Raw genomic sequence first — 18850 nt, forward strand, 5'->3', positions numbered from 1 at the left:
TTGTTGCGACTGCAGCACGAATGATGCAGTTTGACGCATTCCCAAGGCGCTCTATAGTTTGTCCGACAAACGCCATCGGAGACGAATTTGCCCCTCGCGCCGTTGTTCCGCCCGATCGATGTGGCGCCAGCCTATCAGAAGGTCGCCGACGCCATCGAGCGCGAGATCGTCAATGGCCGCATCAAGCCCGGCGATCCCATCGGCACCGAGCACGAATTGGTGCGGCAGTTCGGCGTCAACCGCTCGACCATTCGCGAAGGCATTCGCGTGCTGGAGGAGGGCGGGTTGATCCGCCGCGATTCCTCACGCCGCCTGCACGCCTGCCTGCCGCGCTACACCAAGCTTGCGAGCCGCCTCAGCCGTGCGCTGGTTTTGCACGAGGTGACCTTTCGCGAGCTCTACGAGGCCTCGATGACGCTGGAAGTCGCGAGCATCGAGGGCGCGGTGGAGCGTGCGACGGACGAGAACATAGCCGAGCTGACCGACAATCTTGCGCGCAGTGCGGCGGTGGTCGGCGATCCCGCGGCGCTTGCTGAATGCGATGCCGAATTCCACGTCCTCGTTGCCAAGGCCTCGCAGAATCGCGTGCTCCAGCTGGCGCGCGAGCCGGCGGCGCAGCTGTTCTATCCGACCACGGAGATGATCGTCACCAATGTCGCCCAGGGTGGGCCGCGCCTGGTCGCCGCGCATCGCCATCTCATCGATGCGATCCGCCGCCGCGACCGCGAGGCGGGCGTGCTGTGGACGCGTCGGCATTTGCAGGACTGGCGGCGCGGGTTCGAGAAGATCGCCTCGCTCGATCGCTCCGTCGAGCACATGTACATGGAGCACGCGCAGGCAGCCCGGCGCAGATAGCGTCCCAAAACGTCTAACAAATTCAACGAATAAAGACATCAAGGAGGATACATGACCGGCGACATCGCAGCCACCATCTCGAAAGCCCGCGAGCATTCCATCGGCGACCTGCTGCGCCGCTCGGCGGGCCGCGAGCCGGACAAGCTCGCGGTGAGCTGCGGCGGCGTGAGCTGGACCTTTGCCGAGCTGGACGCGATCTGCAACCGGCTTGGCCGCGGCCTGCTCGGCCTCGGCGTCAAGAGGGGCGACCGTCTCGCGGTGCTCTCGCGCAACTCGCACGCCTTCGCGGCGCTTCGGTTCGCCGTGGCGCGGATCGGCGCGGTGCTGGTGCCGATCAACTTCATGCTCAATCCGGACGAGATCAATTTCATCCTGAAGAGCTCCGGAGCAAAGCTGCTCGCGGCCGGTCCTGATTTCGTGGAGTCTGCGCGTGCCGCAAGCGCCAAGGACAGCGCGGTCGAAAAGCTGATCTGGCTGCCGGGCGAGGATCCCGCAACGCCGCCCGCGGGCCTGACCACCTTCGACGATCTCCTGCATGCCGACGGCTCGTTCCTCGAGGCCTCCGTCGACAGCCGCGATCTCGCGCAGATCGTCTACACCAGCGGCACGGAATCCCTGCCCAAGGGCGCGATGCTGACCCATGAGGCCGTGATGTGGCAGTATGTCAGCTGTATCATCGACGGCGGCATGAGCGTCGAGGACAAGTATCTGCACGCGCTGCCGCTCTATCACTGCGCCCAGCTCGATGTGTTCCTGGGGCCGCAAATCTATCTCGGCGCCTCCGGCGTGATCACGGGCAAGCCGACCGCCGATAACATCCTGGCACTGATCCAGGCCCACAAGATCACGTCCTTCTTCGCGCCGCCGACGATCTGGATCGCGATGTTGCGCTCGCCGAATTTCGACAAGACCGATTTGTCGACCCTTCAGAAAGGCTATTACGGCGCCTCGATCATGCCGGTGGAAGTGTTGCTCGAGCTCCAGCGCCGCCTGCCCAACGTCAAACTCTGGAATTTCTACGGCCAGACCGAGATCGCGCCGCTCGCGACCGTGCTGCGCCCCGAGGACCAGCTCCGCAAGGCCGGCTCGGCCGGCAAGCCCGTGCTCAATGTCGAGACGCGCGTGGTCAACACGTCGATGGAGGACGTCGAGGTCGGTGAGGTCGGCGAGATCGTGCACCGCTCGCCGCATCTGTTGTCGGGCTACTACAACGACCCCGTGAAGACCGCGGCGGCGTTCTCCGGCGGCTGGTTTCACTCCGGCGACCTTGCCGTCGTCGATGCCGAAGGCCACATCACCGTGGTCGACCGCGTCAAGGACATGATCAAGACCGGTGGCGAGAATGTCGCGAGCCGCGAGGTCGAGGAGATGGTCTATCGCATCCCCGCGGTCTCCGAGGTTGCCGTCGTCGGCCTGCCCGATCCGCGCTGGATCGAGGCGGTGACTGCGATCGTCGTGGTCAAGACCGGCGAGAAGCTCGACGAAGATTCCGTCATCAAGCACTGCGCCCGCCAGATGGCGCATTTCAAGGTGCCCAAGCGCGTGATCTTCGTCGACAGCCTGCCGAAGAACCCGAGCGGCAAGCTGCTCAAGCGCGAGCTGCGCCAGCGCTTCGTCGGCGGCGAGACGCTCGACAAGGCGATCCAGAAGAATTTTGGCACGTGACGCGTGGAGCCTCTCAATACTTCTTCACCGCCGCGCCAAATGCGAACCACAGCGCCGCTGACGCTAGCCCGAAACCGCCAAGCAGCAGGAAGGTCGGGCCATAGCCGATCCATTCCGCGATCCAGCCGCCGAGCGCCGGGCTGAGCGAGGCGCCCACGCCCTGCACGGTGATGACAGCGCCTTGCCCGAGGTTGATGCGCCCGGTGCCGTTCAGTGAGCGGGCGACCATGCCGGGCACGGCGACCGTCTGAAGTCCCGTGCCGATGCCGTCGAGCACCTGCACGGGCACGACGCCCCACCACCCCGTCAGGAAAAAGGCGAGCACGCCGCGGACGGGTAAGAACAGGAAGGAGGCCAGGATCACCGGCCAGTAGTTGCGCTTGCTCGCGACCCGCATCGCGATCAGCGAGGTCACGACCATCACGCCCTGTGCAATCACCACCGTGGTCGCGACGAAGCTTGGTCCGTTGGCCTGGGTTTCGGTGACGGCAGCGAGACCATAGAGGGGAACGATCGCGGCATTGCCGAGATGAAAGAGGGCAAGGGCCAGCGCCAGCACGAGCAGCGGCTTGTGCTTGAGCAGCATCGTGAGCGCGTCCGGCGGGCTGTCGGGATCATCCTCCTTGCTGCCGCGCGCGGCGCGATCGTCAATCGCCTTGGCCGGGATCAGCAGCACGCAGGCGATCGCGATGCCGCCGAATGCTGCCGCCAGCAGGAACACGGCGACGTAGCCGTATCTAAAGCCGAGATAGCCCGACAGCGCCGCCCCGACCATGTTGCCGGCGTGGTTGAATGCCTGGTTGCGGCCGTTCAGCGCATTGAAACCCTTCTGCCTGGCGATTCCGAGCGTAATTCCGGTCACCGCCGGAACGATCGCGGCGCTTGCCAGCGATTGCGCGACCTGGGAGAACGTCACCGCCCAGAAGTTCTGCGACAGCAGGATGATTGCGGACGCGAGCACCACGCAGACGCCGGGGATCACGACCCACATGCGCTTGTTGCGGCTCGCATCGATGAAGCCGCCGATCGGCGTGGTGACAAGCATGCCAGCGACATTTCCGATCGTCATCGCCGTGCCGATCAGCCCGCTCGCCCAGCCGCGCTCCTGAAGAAATACGCCGACGAAGGGCCCGATTCCCGACTGCATATCGGCCATGAAGAAGTTGAGTCCAAACAGAGGCCAGAGACGGGGCGAGGAGGGGGACCGCGATGTCATCGATACGTCAACCGTGGTCTCAATCGGATTGGCGGGGCCTATTGTGATCCTTTCAGCCAATCGTTCTGGCGTGGATGAAAGTGTAACCGGCGCCGATCGCGTTGGTTCCAGCGTCTCGCGGCCTGGCGACCCTTGCAGTCCCTGCCGCTCAGTCTTTATTAAATCGTCTCGTCATGGAGGAGAGCCATGCCTTTCTGGACTTGCGAAACCTGCGGCGCGCAATTTCCGGCAAGCGAGAAACCGCCGGCGTCCTGTCCCATCTGCGAGGACGAACGGCAGTTCGTGAACTGGAAGGGACAAACCTTTCTCACGCCCGAGACGCTGGCACAGCGCCATCGCGTGGTGTGGCGCGACGATCTCGGCCTGACCGGCGTTGCGCTCGAGCCGAGCTTCGCCATCGGCCAACGCGCGTTGCTGGTGCCCCAGGCGGAGGGCTGCGTGATGTGGGATTGCGTGCCGCTGGCGACGCCGGAGGCCGTGGCGCATGTCAGGTCGCTCGGCGGATTGAAAGCGATCGCGATCTCGCATCCGCATTATTATGGCGCGCTCGCCGACTGGAGCGAAGCCTTTGGCAACGTGCCGGTCTATCTTCATGCCGACGATCGCGCATGGGTGACGCGGCAGCACTCCTCGATCGTGCACTGGACTGGCGACACCTGCCGTATTTCGGACGATGTGCTGCTCTTACGCACCGGCGGTCACTTCGCCGGCGCCGCCATGCTGCACTGGACGCGCGGTGCAGAGGGCAAGGGCGCACTGCTCACCGGAGACATCGCGCAGGTGACGATGGACCGCCGCTTCGTCAGTTTCATGTACTCCTATCCGAACTACATGCCGCTCAATGCCGCCGCGGTGCGGCGCATCGCTGACGCGGTCGCGCCCCTCGCCTTCGACCGCCTCTATGGCGCCTGGTGGGGCCGCAACATCGCCGCGGGTGCCAAGGCCGCGTTCGCAGCGTCTGTTGCGCGCTATTTGACGGCTATTGCGTGAGCTGATTCAGGTTTGGCTTGCCCTCATTAAATAATTGTACTATTTGTACAGTTATAGAGCGCGACGCAACGGTGCGTCTGCTGGTTCGGCATGATCCCTGCATCGTCGTTTCAGCGGTGCGATTTGCGGGCCGCGTGAGTTAGAATTGGGCACATGGCGGCGCAGCGCGATTACGGGAGTTTCGAGGCGGGCGACGTTACGCTTCAGTCCGGCGCCGTCTTCCCCGCACTGAAGCTCGCCTACCAGACCTACGGCACGCTGAGCCCGGCCAAGGACAATGTCATCCTCTATCCGACCTCGTTCAGCGCGCAGCATTACGACACTGAATGGCTGATCCGGCCCGATGGTGTGCTCGACCCCACGCGCTACTTTATCATCGTCCCGAACCTGTTCGGCAACGGTCTGTCGTCCTCGCCATCCAATTCGAGCGGGTCGTTTCCGAAAGTCACTTATCACGACGCCATCGCCGTCCAGCATCGTCTGCTCACCGAACGTTTGGGCATCTCAAAGCTCGCGCTGGTCTATGGCTGGTCGATGGGAGGCATGCAGGCCTATCACTGGGCCGCCTGCTACCCCGATATGGTCGAGCGCGCCGCAGTGGTGTGCGGCAGCGCGCGCTGCGCGCCTTACAACCACGTCTTCCTGGAAGGTGTGAAGGCCGCGCTGACCGCTGATCCAGCCTTTCGCGACGGCCGCTCCGTCGAAAAGCCCGTCGCAGGCATCCGCGCCATGGGGCGCGTCTATGCCGGCTGGGCGATGTCGCACGGATTTTATCGCGACGAGGTCTGGCGCGAGGCCGGATTCACCTCGCTCGAGGACTATCTCGTCCGTGCGTGGGACGCCGCCTTTGCACGGCGCGACGCCAACGATCTGCTGGCACAGATCGGCATCTGGCAAAACGGCGACATCAGCCGCTGTGCCGCATTCGGCGGCGATTTCGATCGCGCACTTGCGGCGATCAAGGCGCATATGTTGCTGATGCCGGGCGCGACCGACCGTTACTTCGACGTCCGCGACAACGAGGACGAGCTCGGCCGGCTGGTCAACGCGAAGTCCGCCGCGCTGCATCCGATCCCGTCGGTGCACGGCCATCGCGCCGGCAATCCCGTCAACAATCCGCACGATCAGGCCTTCCTCAAGGCCGAGATCGCAGAACTCCTCGGCAAGTAGGGCAGGCATTCGATCATGAGCGACGCAACGATTTCAGAGTCCGGCCATCGCTTGAAGCCGCTGACGCCGGCGATGCTGCGTGAATTGTCGGCCCGTTCCAATCTCAAGGGCGCCGCGCGCAGCCTCTGCCATTTCGGCGTGATCGTGCTGGTCGGTGCGATGATCTGGAAGATCACCTCAAGCTACGGCGTGTTATGGGCGCTGCCGCTGGTGGCGGTACAGGGCTATTTCGTCGCCTTCCTGTTCATGGCGGTGCACGAGACCGCGCACAAGACCGCGTTCAAGAGCCGCGCGCTCAATCTCGCGGTCGGCTATCTCTCGGGCTTCATCATCGGATTGCCATACGAATATTACTGCCTGTATCACTGGGATCATCATCGCTACACCCAGGATCCGAACAAGGACCCGGAGTTGATCGTCGGCGTGAAGCCGAAATCCGACACGCAGCTCGCGATCGCCTATAGCGGCCTGCTCCAAGTCGCCGGCCGTCTCTGGCTGATGCTCGGCCATGCCGTCACCGGCAAGGTCACCGTGCCCTGGATCCCCGAAAACAAGCGTGCGGTCATCGTGACCGAGGCGCGCGTCTATGCCGGATTCTATGTCGCGCTACTTGGGCTCTCGCTGTGGTTCTCTTCGGCGCTGCTGCTCTGGGTCTGGATCGTTCCGCTGATCATCGGGCAATTCTTCCTGCGGCCCTACCTCTATGCCGAGCACACCGGCTGCGAGCGGACCCGCAGCGCCTTCGAAAACACCCGCACGACCTACACCGGGGCGATCGTCAAATGGTTCGCGTGGAACATGCCCTATCATGTCGAGCACCACGCCTATCCCTCGATCCCTTTTCACGCGCTGCCGAAGCTGAACGAGATCGTCGACGGCGAGATCGTCTATCGTGGCCGCGGTTACCTCGCGACGACGCGCGAGACCTGGGCCTGGTTTCGTCGGCAGCGGCTGCCGGGCTAGCCAAATGCGAGTTCAGTGCGCAAAGCCCCGATCGTGGAGCGATCGGGGCTTTGTCGTGGATGCCCGATATCAGTAGATCCCGTACGCGCAGACATTCACCACGCGCACGCGCAGGCCGCGGCGGGTCTGGATGACGCGCTCCTGGTAGCAATTGTTGACACCGGTGTTGACGTAGAGGCCGCCAAAGCCCCAGCCGGGACCCCAGTGGTGGTGGAAGCCGTGGGCCGAGGCTGCGGCGGGCGCGAGAGCGGCAACGCCGAGCGAACCGGCAGCGATCAGACCAAGTGCAAGCTTACGAAAACATCTTCATTCTCCAGTGTGGCGCGAAGCCGTTGTTGCGTCCCTGCATCTCCGTCGAGCCGGGACGCGAATGCGTTCATGGCGCGAGGCGGGAATCGTGTTTCAGGATTGTTTCGTCGGCTGCGGCAAAGTGCTGCCGTCAGGCCTTCCGCGACACCGGTTTCGCGGCCTGCGACGATGCGCGATAGCGCGCGGCCATCGCCTGCGTCAGCTCCGCCATCTTCTCGCGCAGATCGGTGGGCTCCAGCACTTCGGCCTCGGGCCCGAGCCGCAACAATTCGGCTGCGGCGTGCCACGACGTCTTGCCGGTCGGCACTCTGGCAATACGCCAGCCGTCGGCGTCGGCGGTCTCTTCAAGCTGCGCGCGTGCCTTGACGTACGGCTGGCTCAGCGCGTCGAGCAGTTTTACCCCGAACGGTGACAGCCGCACGATCGCGACATTGGGATGCATCTCGGCCTCGAGGCGGAGCGTTGCGGCCTGCCAATAGGCGGCGAGATCGAAACCGGCGGGACGATCGAAGCGATCGTCGAGCGCCGTGCAGTCGAGCACACGCGCGACGCGATAGGTGCGCACGCTGCCATCGACCTGGCCGGCGAGATACCAGCTTCCGCCCTTCAACACGAGGCCGAGCGGCGCGACGCGGCGCTGCTTCTCCGCGCGCCAGCTCCGGTAGCGGATTTTGATCAGCGTTCCCCGTAGAGCCGCGCCGGCAATGGCGCGCAGATGTTTCGGCTCCTCGGCTTCGCCGAACCAGCCGGGCGCGTCCAGGTGAAAACGCTCCTGCATCCGGCCGGCATCCTGACGCAAATGAGCGGGCAGCGCCGCCATCAGCTTGTTCCGCGCCGCGATCATCGCCGTATCAAACCCAAGCGCCGCAGCCGGGCCGGGCAGTCCGGTGAGAAACAGCGCCTCCGCCTCGTTCTGCGACAATCCGTTCAGCCGCACGCGGTAGCCGTCGAGCAGGCGATAGCCGCCCTCCGCGCCGCGATCGGCATAGACGGGAACGCCGGACGCCGCGAGCGCGTCGATGTCGCGATATATCGTGCGCACCGACACCTCGCAGGCCTCGGCCAGTTCAGGCGCGGTGACCTGCCCCCGCGCCTGGAGGGTGGTGAGGATCGACAGCATCCGGCTCGCGCGCATCGCTTCTTAAACCATACCTGACATAGGATGTCAGGTATGTTCAGCTAGAAGCATCACCGCCAGACGGCCCAAGGGAGACCTACCATGACCGATCCGAACCGCATCACGCTGTATTATTCGCCGCAAAGCCGTGCCACCGGCACGCGGGTGCTGCTGGAGGAGTTGGGGGCGCCCTACGGTCTCCATGTCCTCAACATGAAGGCGGGCGAGCAGCGCCAGGCCGCCTACCTCGCCATCAATCCGCTCGGCAAGGTGCCGGCGATCCGCCATGGCGAGGCCCTCGTCACTGAGCAGGTCGCGATCACCATCTATCTTGCCGACCTGTTTCCGCAGGCCGGCCTGACGCCCGCGCTTGGCGATCCGCTGCGCGGCCCCTATCTGCGCTGGATTGCCTATTACGGCTCGTCGTTCGAGCCGGCGCTGATCGACAAATTCATGCAGCGCGAGCCCGCGCCGATTACGCAGTCGCCCTATGCCGATTATAACACCATGCTGGGCGCGCTCGAGACGCAACTGTCGAAGGGGCCATATCTGCTCGGCGAGCGCATGACGGCCGCGGATATCTTGTGGGGTGTCGCGTTCAGCTGGACGATGATGTTCGGCATCGTGCCGAAAAAGGACGTCTTCGTCCGTTATTCCGAGCGCATGACCTCGCGGCCTGCGTTTCAGCGGATCAATGCGGCGGATGACGAGATGGCGGCGCAGCATGCCGCGGCTGTCGGTGGTTGAATGATCCAAGGTTGCAGATGACGAAACCGATGCACACGACCAACTGCTTCAACACCTTCATCCGGGTTGCCGAAGACTGTCCCGCGCGTACCGGCGAGGAGCCGCCACCGCGCGCGGGACAACCGACGGTGGCGTGCCTGCAATACGTGATGATCGCCAAGGCACCCTACAAATACACGTCCGACGACGTGATCTTCGCGACGTCTGCGCCGGGACGCGAGCTCGATGTGAAGGCGACGAAAACGGAGAAGCATGCGGCCCGTGAAGCGTTCTTCTCCCGGGGGCAAGCGTGCATGAGGGCGTCTAGCCTGGGCAAGCGCTTCGGCTGGGGCGTTCATGCCGATAGCGAGGGCCGGATCGCGATCTACGCCATCGACAGCAAACGCTACCAGGCGTTGGCGCGAGACCCGAAGCTCACGCAGGTACGTGCGATGCGATCGAAGCGGGCGTGATCAGAATTTTGGCGGCCGCTTTTCCGCAAAAGCCTTGATGCCTTCCTTGATCTCGTCGCCGCGCATGCTGTCGCGGTGGCGCTGGTCGGCGGCTTGCTCGTCGAGCTCGCCGCGGGCGAATTCGTTGATCGCGCGCTTCATGCCGCGCATCGCGTTCGGTGCGTTGCCGGCGAGGATGTTGGCGAGCTTGTCGACTTCCTCGTCGAGAGCTTCCTCCGGCACCATGGCGGTGAGATAACCGATCCGCAGCATTTCCGGCGCGGTGATCTTCTGCGCGGTCAGGAACAGTTTCTTCGCGTTGTCGACGCCGAGCCGCGTCACGTAGCGTTTGATGCCGCTCCTGTAGTAATGCAGCCCAAGCCGCGCGGCGGGCATGAACATCTCCGCAGTATCGACGCCGATGCGGAAATCGCAGGCGAGCGCGAGATCGGTCGAGCCGCCATAGACGCCGCCGTTGAGCCGGCAGATCGTCGGCACGCCGAGATCCTCCAGCCGGTTGACGACCACCTCGAACGCCGAGCCCGCGCTCTGCTGCTCGCCGGCGCTCACCGCCCGCTCGGCCACCGAGTTGAGGTCATAGCCCGCGGAGAAGGCGCGCCCCGTGCCGGTCAACACCAGCACGCGGATCGCCGGGTCGGCTTCGACCCGGTCGAACAGCTTCATCAGGTCGCCGAGGTCTTCCGCCTGGAGCCGGTTGAGATGCTTGGGACGGTTGAGGCGGATGGTGGCGCGTGCGCCGGTGATTTCGAGCACGGGGCTGCTGGCCGCGTCGGCTATGTCCGACATTCTTGTCTCCATTACCTGTTTTCGAGCGCGCGCCGTTTCGCCTCGGCATCGATCGTCTCGGCGAGCTCGGGGTGTCGCGCCATCAGCACGCGGAAGTCGACGAGGTCGAGCACCAAAAGCCGCGACACCTTCGTGGTCGAGACGTTGGCGCCGCGCATGTTGTTGCCGAGCAGCGCCATCTCGCCGAAGAAGGCGCCATCGCCGAGCTGCACCTTCTTGCCGGGCAGATCGACCTCGACCTCGCCGGCGGCGATGAAATACATGCAGTCGCCCTGCGCGCCCTTCCGGATGATCATGGTGCGCGCCGGCAGCTCCATGGTCCGCAGCATGTGGGTGACGTCGGCGATGGCAGCCGGGCCGAGCGCTGCGAAGAACGGCACCTTGCTGACGGATTCCCAGGTCTTCAGGAAATTGTCGCGGCGGGTCTCGGCGGCAAAGCCGGTCGCCAGAATGCCGGTCCAGAGCCCGAACACGCCGAGGCCGGAGATCATCACCAGAGCCGCCACCATGCGTCCGAGAGGGGTGACGGGCACGACGTCGCCATAGCCGGTGGTGGTCAAGGTCACCACCGCCCACCATAGCGCGGCGGGCACGCTGCCGAACGTTTGCGGCTGCACGTCCCGCTCCAGGAAATATTCGGCGACGGAGGCGAGGAAGACCACCATCAGGAAGATCACGAGCACGCTGAGCAGCGGGCCCGATTCCAGTACCAGCACGCGGCGGAGCTGCCGCAGGCCGGGAATGCCCGGCACCACCTTCAAGACCCAGAGCACGCTGAGCAGCCAGGCCGTCCTGGGCTCGGCGCCGAGAACCAGTGCGACCGGCACAGCCAGCGCCCCGACCGCATCGACCAGCCCGGCGGAGGAGGACAGGTAGAGCGAGAGGCGCTCCTGCCGCGCCATATGGCGGAGCCGTACCAGCCATTCGAATACGAAGTAGGCGAGGCAGACCCAGAGCAGGACATCGACCCAGCCGTGCGCCGCCTCATAGGCCGGGTTGACCGTCAGCAGCACCATGCTGAACACGCCGATGGCCACCGCCACATAGGCCGCCTTGGTCATGTTGCGGCCGGCCGTGGCGGCCACGAACTGGGCCAGAGCGGAGATCAACGGCTTGGACATGCGGGAAGGTGGCCCGGTCTTTGGAATAGGTTTCAGAGGTCCCGGCCGGGACCTCGGCGCCAAAGTGCCCGCCTGGGCGGAGGCCGTCAACGACGGCCGCGGGCCGCTTTATCGGACCGCCTTAAGGGGACGGAAATCCGCGCAACAAATGGGCTAAATCACAGACAAGCCATCCGATTTTCCCATATATGGGACCTACGCGGCCGTTGCTTGGGGCCTTCTCGCCCCGGCGAGCCCGTACCATTCATTGCAAGATTGGTTGGCCCGATGGATACGTCACATATTGCACAGCATGCAGGAACGGCAGCCGCCCTGTTCGCGTCGGTGTTCGTGGTGGCCACCACCACCATGCGGACGATGATCCCGCTCCGCGTGTTCGGCATCCTCACCAACCTCGTCCTGATCGCGACCGCCATCCCCGCGCACAATTATCTGGTGATTGGCGTGCAGACCGTGGTGCTCGGCCTCAATGCCTACCGCCTGCACCAGATGCTGCAGCTCGTGCGCGATGTCCGCAAGTCGGTGAACTCCGACCTCTCGATGGACTGGCTGAAGCCGTTCATGATCGAGCGCAAATGCAAGGCCGGCGAGGTGCTGTTCTACAAGGACGAGAAGGCCGAGGACATGGCCTATATCGTCAGCGGCCGCTTTCGCCTGGTCGAATCCGGCATCGAGTTGCCGGTCGGCGCCATCGTCGGCGAGCTCGGCATGCTGTCGCCGTCGAACACCCGCACCCAGACGCTGGAATGCGTCGAGCCCGGAAGCATCCTCAGCGTCGGCTACAACAAGGTCGAGGAGCTCTACGTGCAGAATCCGGCCTTCGGCTTCTACTTCCTGCGGCTTGCCAGTGCGCGCCTGTTCCAGAACCTCAACACGCTGGAGCAGCGGCTGGCGCAGCAGACCGCGGCGATCGCGACGACGGCACCGAAGCCGGCGTGACGCCTCGCGTTGCCTGAGGAATTGATCGCGTGTCGAATGACGACGGCATCCTGGCTTCGCTTCGCTACCTCTTCGAGGACATCATCGGAGAGGAGGACGACACGCCGCCGTTCCTGCCTGAGGGGTTGCCGAAGGCTGCGGCGCTCGTCGTCAGCGACGGCATTCACGTCCTCACCGAATATCAGGGCACGAGCTATGCCCAGCTCTATGTCGACCGGGTCTGCCGCTTCGTCGGCCGCCTCGGTGACGACGGCCGCGCGCTCTGCGACATCGCGCATCTGATGGCAACGCGGATGGCCTATGAGGATCCGATCCGGATCGCGCAGTTGAAGCTGATGGAGCTTGCCGACGGCAAGCCGCCATCGGTCGAGGTCAGGAAGTTCCGCTTCGACGAGTTGATCGGGGCGCTGCCGGCGATTGCCGGTGAGCCAATGCTCGATGCGCTCGATATGATCGGATGGCGCCACCGGCGGGTCTCGATCCGCTTCTCGAACGCGAGCCGGATCGGGATCCGGCGCCTCAAGCTGGAGGCTGCACTGAAGCGCTGGCGGCTGTTCTCGCTCCGCTACGCCGAGGAGCGCGCCTGGGTCGAGCGCTGGCTGCACATGATCTCGCGCGCGCTGGTCAAACAGCCCGCGGCGGTGCCGGCGATCATCGACAGCGCCAACATGATCGCGGGCCATGGCGACGACTATCGCCATGGGCTGGCCGACTGGCACGCCATCATCGACGGTCTGGCGAAGCCGACCTTCGACGGTGCGCTCCCGCTTGGCGATCTCGCCGGCGCGATGGCTGAGGCGCGCGCCGCAGCCGAGCCTGATCGCCGGCAGGCGGCGCTAAAGCGCGCCATTGCCCGGATCAGGGCGCGAACGCCGGGGGCGACGGACGTGCTGGCGGGCTGAAGCGCTACTTGAAATGTGGTGGCTCGTCGTAGCCGCGGCGACTGCTGAAGAAGAGCAGGATTATCAGGCCAACGCCGACAACCACTGAGAAACCGGCCCCCAGCGCCAGTGCCACATAGCCTTCCGTCGGGATCGGCTCCCCCTCGATCGCCATCGCGGAGTAGGCGAAGTAGCCAACGGCTGCCAGCATTCCCAGAAGGAGGATGATGAGGAGTGTACGCATGCCGCGTTCTCCGGTTGTATCCACAATACCAACGGTTGCAGGGAAGGACGGTTCCCTGGCTCCGGCCGAGGACCCTCGCCGCAGGTTCCCGACGCCATGAAAGGCGGCTCAGGCGCTCTGCGCAGTCTTCACCACCACGACATTGCTGTCGTCGTGCTGGGGAGGGACGGTCTTCTCGGCCTCTCCGGCATGACGCTTGAGGTAGTCGCGACGCATACCGATATCGTCGCGGACGAATTCGTAGCCGAGCTTGAAGGTGTCGAGCCCGTCGGTACTGATCGTTCCGTCTCTGAGGCCGATGACGGCGCCGCGCAAGATGCCTTCCAACTCGTCCTGAAGACATTCGAGCTGATCCAGCGAATGGGCGTGCTCGATGCGTTCGCCGATGTCGAGGATGGCAGTGGAGAGCTCGCTGGCCTTCTCCGGCGCGATCCGGGTGATCTTGGCGTAGATCGCGGCGAAGATCGAGCCGATGACGCTGAGCGCGGCGGCGCCCAGATACATCAGGTCGCTGTACTTATCCATGAATGACTTGGTGTCGTCGTTGATGTAGTCGGCTGCCCCCTGATGCGCCATCACGTAGGCGTCCTTCTCGACGGAGGCCGGCTCGATCCTGGTGGCGAAGCCGCCGTCGAGCCCGAGCGCGGACTTGTTCTCGTAGACGATGCGCGCGAGGTCTCCGGCCGTGCTCACGGACATCCTGGATTGCGTGACCAGCAGCCATTCGAGCCCGATCGTGTCGAGATCGTCGTCGGGGATTTCGGGGGACGCGGATAGCGTGCCCGCCGTCAGCGTCTCGGCGGAAATGCCCGGGAATTTGCGCGCCAGCGCCTTGGCTTCGTCGATCGCGTTCAGCGTGAAGCCGCCGCGCCTGGCGACCTGCTCATAGGCCTTGTCCCGCACCGCTCTGGAGCCGTGGACGACGGCGATCACCGCGCCAAAGCCGCTGGCCGGCGCAAACAGCTTGTCGAGCGTTGCGCCCTGCGGCGCCATCTGGATTCTTGCTGCGGCTTCTGATCCGTCGGGAACGTCGAGAATGCTGTGGACAAAGGCGAGCGAGGATTCGTTCTCGGCGACGACCGCGACCTTCTTCTTCTTCAACTCGGCAAGCGACTTGATCTTCTTGTTGCCGGGAACGAGCAAGAGCACGAGATCGTGCTCCAGGATCGCAACCGTGCGCGCCCGTGGCGGCACCTTGGCGTCGGTGCGCAGGATGGCGAGGTCGGCTTGCCTGCGGTCGAACTGTGCGAGTGCTTTGGTGTTGTCGGGGTTGTTGACGACCTTGATCCGGAAGCGCGAGGCGTTGTTCTTCAGCACGGTGGCGAGCTTCGCCGCGAACAGCGCCTCGTCGCTGTTGGGCGCCCCGACGGCAAAGGTCAGCGTCTCTGAACTGTGCACCAGCGTGCGGCCGGCCCAGACGGTGGCAAGCGACAGGAGCAGGGTCAGCACGACGTACAGCAAGACTTGCTGTTGATTGGTCTTGATGACCTTTGGGCGGCGCGGCGGCTGCTCGGTCGGCAAGGTCGAGCCTTCAATACTCATGGCAGCACTCTGGCCTCAATCCAGGATCGCGGCGCCGCCGGATTGCCGGCTCGATGCGCTCGAAAAATTCGTAAGCGTCTGAAAAAAGAACGATAATCCTCTACCCGGGGATGATAACGCGCCGGCACGGCGATGCAAATTTCGAGCCGGAGGTAACCTTACTCAAGATATCGCGGCGATTGGTCATCCTATCACCGTTTAGCCACAGTCGGCGATTTTCCAGTTCCCCCGGCTGCATTCCGCCGCGGGAGATGTCATAAATCACGGGTCCCGGCGATTTGACCGGTCCAAGAAGAAGTTGCGCTGAACGCTCCAATTTTTGTTGTCACGTCAATGAGGGCGCCAGCTTGTCGTTTCCACCCCTGTCATCGGCGATTCCGGTTGAAGCGCTCATTGGCTGGATGTTGCTGCTCACTTTCAAGCACATCATCGCCGATTTCGTGCTCCAGACCGCCTGGATGGCGCACGGCAAGGACCAGAAGCACGGCTGGGCGCTGCCGCTTCTGGTGCATTGCCTGATTCACCTTGCGGTTGCGCTGCCACTGATCCTGATCGTCGCGCCGAGATTCTGGTTTGTGGCCCTGATCGATTTCGTAATCCACATCACGATCGACCGCGCCAAGGGGCTCGTCTCGGCCAATTTCGGTGTCAACCAGGAGCATCCCTGGTTCTGGACCCTGATCGGCGTCGATCAGGCGCTGCACCACCTGACCGGCTTCGGCCTTTCCATCTGCATGGCTGCGAACTGACTGTCGGTCGCCCCGGGCGCGGGGCAATCGCATATGAGCATTCACAAGAAGCCGTCATGCCGGGCTTGTCCCGGGCATCCACGTTCTTCTGTCCGCGTGGATGGCCGGGACAGGCCCAGCCATGACGCCGTGGAGGCTTTAGCGCCCAAACTCTCGGGTCATATGCGATTGCCCTGCCCCTGACGGCGCCGGCTGATTCGCGGTCAGGGCGCAAGGGCACCGGGTGACTACCGGGCGGCGTGGTTAACCTTTCATTAGAGAATTGCGCTGCATCTTCGGCGTCGAGGGAGAACTGCAATGTTTTCAAGCCGCGACGCCTATGAAAGCGATTTCTGCCCGGTCCGCGACGAACTCCTTGGCGAGATGTATCGCGCCAACGAGAGTGGCCTGCCGCGGCTGGTTGAGACTGTTTCCCCGGACGTTCGCGCCATGCTGGCGCTGTTTTGCTATCGCCGCAGCCATCTGCACTCGCTGGCAGTCGCGATCGCAGCCAGCTGCAGCGAGCGCGACCTGATTGAGCACGGTGGCCGCGTCGGCTCGACGCTCTACGCGCTGTCACGCGAAGGCACGGTCAAATCGTCGCCGTCGCTGTCGGGAGGCCGCAAGCCGATCACGCTGTCGACCAAGCCGCTCTCGGTGCTTGCGCCGCTTCAGGACGAGTTCGACGACGAGGTCAGCGAAGCCGTTCCGGCTTAAGGCGCGATCGATCGCGCTTTAAGATATTTATGGGCGCATGATCTTGTCGGAAAACCGCTGCACACTTTTCCGGATCATGCGCTAGCTGCCTCGATTGTCGGCAGCCCGAATTTCCGCCGCGCCATCGCGCATTCGGCGTCGCCTGGCATGCAGGTGCGGCACACCTCCGGCCGCACCGCATAGATGCCGCACGCCGTCGCCGTGCCGATCTCCCCTTGCAAAGCCGAACAGCGATCGCCCTCGCAGCGCATGCCGGATTGCCGCGCGTTGACGAGCTTTTCCGGGATCGCCGCAAGCTCCTCGTCGCTCTCGATCGAGAAGCGCGGCCAGTTCGCCGAATAGGCGCAGCAGGCGCCGCAATTCTGGCAGCAACTCGACAGGTCGATGGTGGATGTCTCTTCCATCGTCATCATGTATCCTTCGGGGGACCCCACACCAGGCTCTGCCGCCATTTTGCGCGCAGCACGTCGCGCCGTTCCGGATATCTTTCGTCGAGATAGGTCGCATCCACCACGCGGTCGGTGCGGAAGCTGCGAAAATCGCTGCGCAGCTCGCACCAGGCCGCGAGCAGGCGGACCGCTTCGAGATAGCCGACCGAAATCGGCCAGATCATGCGCTCGCTGGGGCGACCCTGCTCGTCGCGATAGCGCAGTATGATCTTCTTGCCTTCGTGGATCTGGGTGCGCGTGCGCGCCATGTCCAAGCGGTCGGGCTCCCTGTTCCAGCTCGGCCGGGCGCGGCTCGCCGGTTCCAGCACGAAGGGGCGCAGGCGTTCTGGCACGGTGTCGGCGATCTTGGCCATCAGGTCTTCGGCCGCGCGCGCCAGTGTCGTGTCGGCATGGCCGGCAACCCATTGAGCCCCTAACACCGCGGCCTCGATCTCGTCGGGCGTCAGCATCAAAGGCGGCAGGTCAAAACCCTTTTCCAGAATGTAGCCCATTCCGGCTTCGCCGCGGATCGGCACGCGCTGGCCGATCAGCGTTGCGATGTCGCGATAGATGGTGCGCTTCGAGGTCTCGAGCTCGGCCGCGATCGCGTCCGCCGTCAGCGGTTTGCGAGTGCGCCTCAGCACCTGGATGATCTGAAACAGCCGGTCGGCGCGTCTCATGACAAATCTCTTATCGGGGGGACGAATCGAAAAACGGCGCGTGGATGCTGACAGGATGTTGGCAGCAGGGGAGTTCTATACCGGGACAACGCTTCGACTGAAGAGGATTTGTCGATGATCATTCCCACCCATTTCGGCCCGGCCGGCCCGCTGTGGCGAGTCCAGGCTTCGCTGCACGCCTGGGCGTTCAACCGCCTCGTATCCCCTGATCTCATGGCCGTCGACCTCCGCTTTGCGCTTATGAGCGTGGTGACGCGCTCGCTGGTCCAGGCCGGGGACGCGATGGTCCGCCATGTCGTTCGTCATGTCATGAGCCGCGCCTGGCGAGGGGCCCGTTTCGCAGAAGATATCACGGCTGCTGCCACAATGGTGGCAGCAGCCGGCCGATAGGTTCCATCAACTCTTTCGCGGTTCAGGAGAACTGACATGATCACGCTTTATGGCTTTGGCACCGGCTTTGGCCTGCCGGAAATCAGTCCTTTCGTCACCAAGACGGAGGTGCAGCTCAAGATGGCGGGACTGCCCTACCGGAAGGAGCGGGCAATGCCGCCGGCTTCGCCCAAGGGTCAGTTGCCCTTCATCGACGATGGCGGCGAGGCGGTGGCCGATTCCACCTTCATCCGCGCCCATATCGAGCGCCGCTATGGCTTCGATTTCGACGCCGGGCTCTCGTTGCAGGAGCGCGCGCAGGCCTGGGCGTTCGAGCGCATGATCGAGCATCATGTCTATTGGTCGCTGGTCGGCTCGCGCTGGGTCGATCCGGTCAACTTCGCCAAGGGGCCCGCGCATTTCTTCGATGGCGCCCCGGAGCACAATCGCGAGAAGCTGCGCGAGGATGCGCAATTCCGTGTCGCCGAGAACTATCTGCTCTCCGGCCTCGGCCGCCACGGGCCCGACGACGATGTCGATCTCGCCTTGCGCTCGCTGTTCGCGCTCTCGGTGCAGCTCGGCGACAAGGCCTATCTGATGGGCAACAAGCCAAGCGGTGTGGATGCGACCGCCTTCGGCGCACTTGCTGGAATCCTGACGCCGTTCTTCGAATCCCGCCTGCGCGAGCGCGCCGAGGGATTTCCGAACCTTACCGCCTATGTCGACCGCATGATGGACACGTACTATCCGGAGTTCGCCTGGACGCCGCTGCGGCAGGCGGCTTAGCTTCCGGCGTCTCCGCAGACTCCCTGCACCTCTCCCGCTTGCGGGAGAGGTCGGCGCGAAGCGCCGGGTGAGGGCTTTCTCCACGTTGGGATTTGTTCCAGATATCTCGAACAATCCCTACGCGGAGCGACCCTCACCCCAACCC

General features: G+C 64.2%; 22 protein-coding genes. 13 read left to right on the plus strand and 9 right to left on the minus strand.

Annotated elements, in window-relative coordinates; translation table 11 throughout:
* The first annotated feature begins 87 nt into the window (after positions 1–87).
* Complete coding sequence (locus IVB18_RS03535) at positions 88–855, plus strand: FCD domain-containing protein (protein WP_247987955.1); 768 nt, start codon at positions 88–90, stop codon at positions 853–855.
* A 51-nt stretch (positions 856–906) separates the two neighbouring features.
* Positions 907–2520, plus strand: a complete 1614-nt coding sequence (locus tag IVB18_RS03540; RefSeq protein ID WP_247987956.1) for an acyl-CoA synthetase — start codon at positions 907–909, stop codon at positions 2518–2520.
* Positions 2521–2533: 13 nt separating this feature from the next.
* On the opposite strand, the gene IVB18_RS03545 is transcribed toward IVB18_RS03540, so the two are convergent.
* Entirely contained in the window at positions 2534–3736 is a 1203-nt protein-coding gene (locus tag IVB18_RS03545) for an MFS transporter (RefSeq protein ID WP_247987957.1), read from the minus strand.
* Positions 3737–3922: 186 nt separating this feature from the next.
* Between IVB18_RS03545 and IVB18_RS03550 the strand changes: the two genes are divergently transcribed.
* The 3 genes from IVB18_RS03550 (at position 3923) to IVB18_RS03560 (ending at position 6859) form a co-directional block, all read left to right on the plus strand.
* Complete coding sequence (locus tag IVB18_RS03550) at positions 3923–4726, plus strand: MBL fold metallo-hydrolase (protein ID WP_247987958.1); 804 nt, start codon at positions 3923–3925, stop codon at positions 4724–4726.
* 153 nt (positions 4727–4879) lie between these two features.
* Positions 4880–5896, plus strand: coding sequence for an alpha/beta fold hydrolase (locus tag IVB18_RS03555; protein WP_247987959.1), 1017 nt, complete (start codon positions 4880–4882; stop codon positions 5894–5896).
* A 15-nt stretch (positions 5897–5911) separates the two neighbouring features.
* Positions 5912–6859, plus strand: a complete 948-nt coding sequence (locus IVB18_RS03560) for a fatty acid desaturase (RefSeq protein ID WP_247987960.1) — start codon at positions 5912–5914, stop codon at positions 6857–6859.
* A 69-nt stretch (positions 6860–6928) separates the two neighbouring features.
* On the opposite strand, the gene IVB18_RS03565 is transcribed toward IVB18_RS03560, so the two are convergent.
* Positions 6929–7138, minus strand: coding sequence for a hypothetical protein (locus IVB18_RS03565; protein ID WP_247991951.1), 210 nt, complete (start codon positions 7136–7138; stop codon positions 6929–6931).
* Positions 7139–7298: 160 nt separating this feature from the next.
* The gene (locus IVB18_RS03570) at positions 7299–8303 is read right to left on the minus strand and encodes a YafY family protein (protein WP_247987961.1); all 1005 of its coding nucleotides are present in this window, start codon (positions 8301–8303) and stop codon (positions 7299–7301) included.
* 84 nt (positions 8304–8387) lie between these two features.
* Between IVB18_RS03570 and IVB18_RS03575 the strand changes: the two genes are divergently transcribed.
* Positions 8388–9032, plus strand: a complete 645-nt coding sequence (locus IVB18_RS03575) for a glutathione S-transferase family protein (protein ID WP_247987962.1) — start codon at positions 8388–8390, stop codon at positions 9030–9032.
* Positions 9033–9049: 17 nt separating this feature from the next.
* Positions 9050–9484 (plus strand): DUF6157 family protein, encoded by a 435-nt coding sequence (locus IVB18_RS03580; protein WP_247987963.1) that lies wholly within the window; start codon positions 9050–9052, stop codon positions 9482–9484.
* Here the strand turns inward: IVB18_RS03580 and IVB18_RS03585 are convergent, their stop codons facing one another.
* Together IVB18_RS03585 and IVB18_RS03590 are read right to left on the minus strand one after the other, a co-directional pair.
* On the minus strand, positions 9485–10270 hold the full coding sequence (locus IVB18_RS03585) for an enoyl-CoA hydratase/isomerase family protein (protein WP_247987964.1): 786 nt from the start codon (positions 10268–10270) through the stop codon (positions 9485–9487). It lies immediately after the preceding gene.
* An 11-nt stretch (positions 10271–10281) separates the two neighbouring features.
* Positions 10282–11391, minus strand: coding sequence for a cyclic nucleotide-gated ion channel (locus IVB18_RS03590; protein ID WP_247987965.1), 1110 nt, complete (start codon positions 11389–11391; stop codon positions 10282–10284).
* 267 nt (positions 11392–11658) lie between these two features.
* On the opposite strand from IVB18_RS03590, the gene IVB18_RS03595 reads away from it, so the two are divergent.
* On the plus strand, positions 11659–12330 hold the full coding sequence (locus tag IVB18_RS03595; protein ID WP_247987966.1) for a cyclic nucleotide-binding domain-containing protein: 672 nt from the start codon (positions 11659–11661) through the stop codon (positions 12328–12330).
* A gap of 29 nt (positions 12331–12359) precedes the next feature.
* Positions 12360–13232, plus strand: a complete 873-nt coding sequence (locus tag IVB18_RS03600) for a DUF6537 domain-containing protein (RefSeq protein WP_247987967.1) — start codon at positions 12360–12362, stop codon at positions 13230–13232.
* Positions 13233–13236: 4 nt separating this feature from the next.
* Here the strand turns inward: IVB18_RS03600 and IVB18_RS03605 are convergent, their stop codons facing one another.
* Together IVB18_RS03605 and IVB18_RS03610 are read right to left on the minus strand one after the other, a co-directional pair.
* Positions 13237–13455, minus strand: coding sequence for a hypothetical protein (locus IVB18_RS03605; protein WP_247987968.1), 219 nt, complete (start codon positions 13453–13455; stop codon positions 13237–13239).
* A gap of 108 nt (positions 13456–13563) precedes the next feature.
* Positions 13564–14997 (minus strand): TAXI family TRAP transporter solute-binding subunit, encoded by a 1434-nt coding sequence (locus tag IVB18_RS03610; protein WP_247987969.1) that lies wholly within the window; start codon positions 14995–14997, stop codon positions 13564–13566.
* 401 nt (positions 14998–15398) lie between these two features.
* On the opposite strand from IVB18_RS03610, the gene IVB18_RS03615 reads away from it, so the two are divergent.
* Positions 15399–15746, plus strand: a complete 348-nt coding sequence (locus IVB18_RS03615; protein WP_247991952.1) for a DUF3307 domain-containing protein — start codon at positions 15399–15401, stop codon at positions 15744–15746.
* Positions 15747–16043: 297 nt separating this feature from the next.
* Complete coding sequence (locus IVB18_RS03620; RefSeq protein WP_247987970.1) at positions 16044–16442, plus strand: hypothetical protein; 399 nt, start codon at positions 16044–16046, stop codon at positions 16440–16442.
* Between the two features lie 74 nt (positions 16443–16516).
* Here the strand turns inward: IVB18_RS03620 and IVB18_RS03625 are convergent, their stop codons facing one another.
* Together IVB18_RS03625 and IVB18_RS03630 are read right to left on the minus strand one after the other, a co-directional pair.
* Complete coding sequence (locus IVB18_RS03625) at positions 16517–16846, minus strand: YkgJ family cysteine cluster protein (RefSeq protein ID WP_247987971.1); 330 nt, start codon at positions 16844–16846, stop codon at positions 16517–16519.
* Positions 16847–16851: 5 nt separating this feature from the next.
* Positions 16852–17550, minus strand: coding sequence for a YafY family protein (locus IVB18_RS03630; RefSeq protein ID WP_247987972.1), 699 nt, complete (start codon positions 17548–17550; stop codon positions 16852–16854).
* Between the two features lie 114 nt (positions 17551–17664).
* On the opposite strand from IVB18_RS03630, the gene IVB18_RS03635 reads away from it, so the two are divergent.
* A complete protein-coding gene (locus IVB18_RS03635; protein WP_247987973.1) occupies positions 17665–17940 on the plus strand; it encodes a hypothetical protein in 276 nt (91 codons plus the stop codon).
* A gap of 36 nt (positions 17941–17976) precedes the next feature.
* On the plus strand, positions 17977–18705 hold the full coding sequence (locus tag IVB18_RS03640) for a glutathione S-transferase family protein (protein WP_247987974.1): 729 nt from the start codon (positions 17977–17979) through the stop codon (positions 18703–18705).
* Positions 18706–18850: the final 145 nt, after the last annotated feature.

This window comes from Bradyrhizobium sp. 186 (assembly GCF_023101685.1).
GTDB lineage: Bacteria > Pseudomonadota > Alphaproteobacteria > Rhizobiales > Xanthobacteraceae > Bradyrhizobium.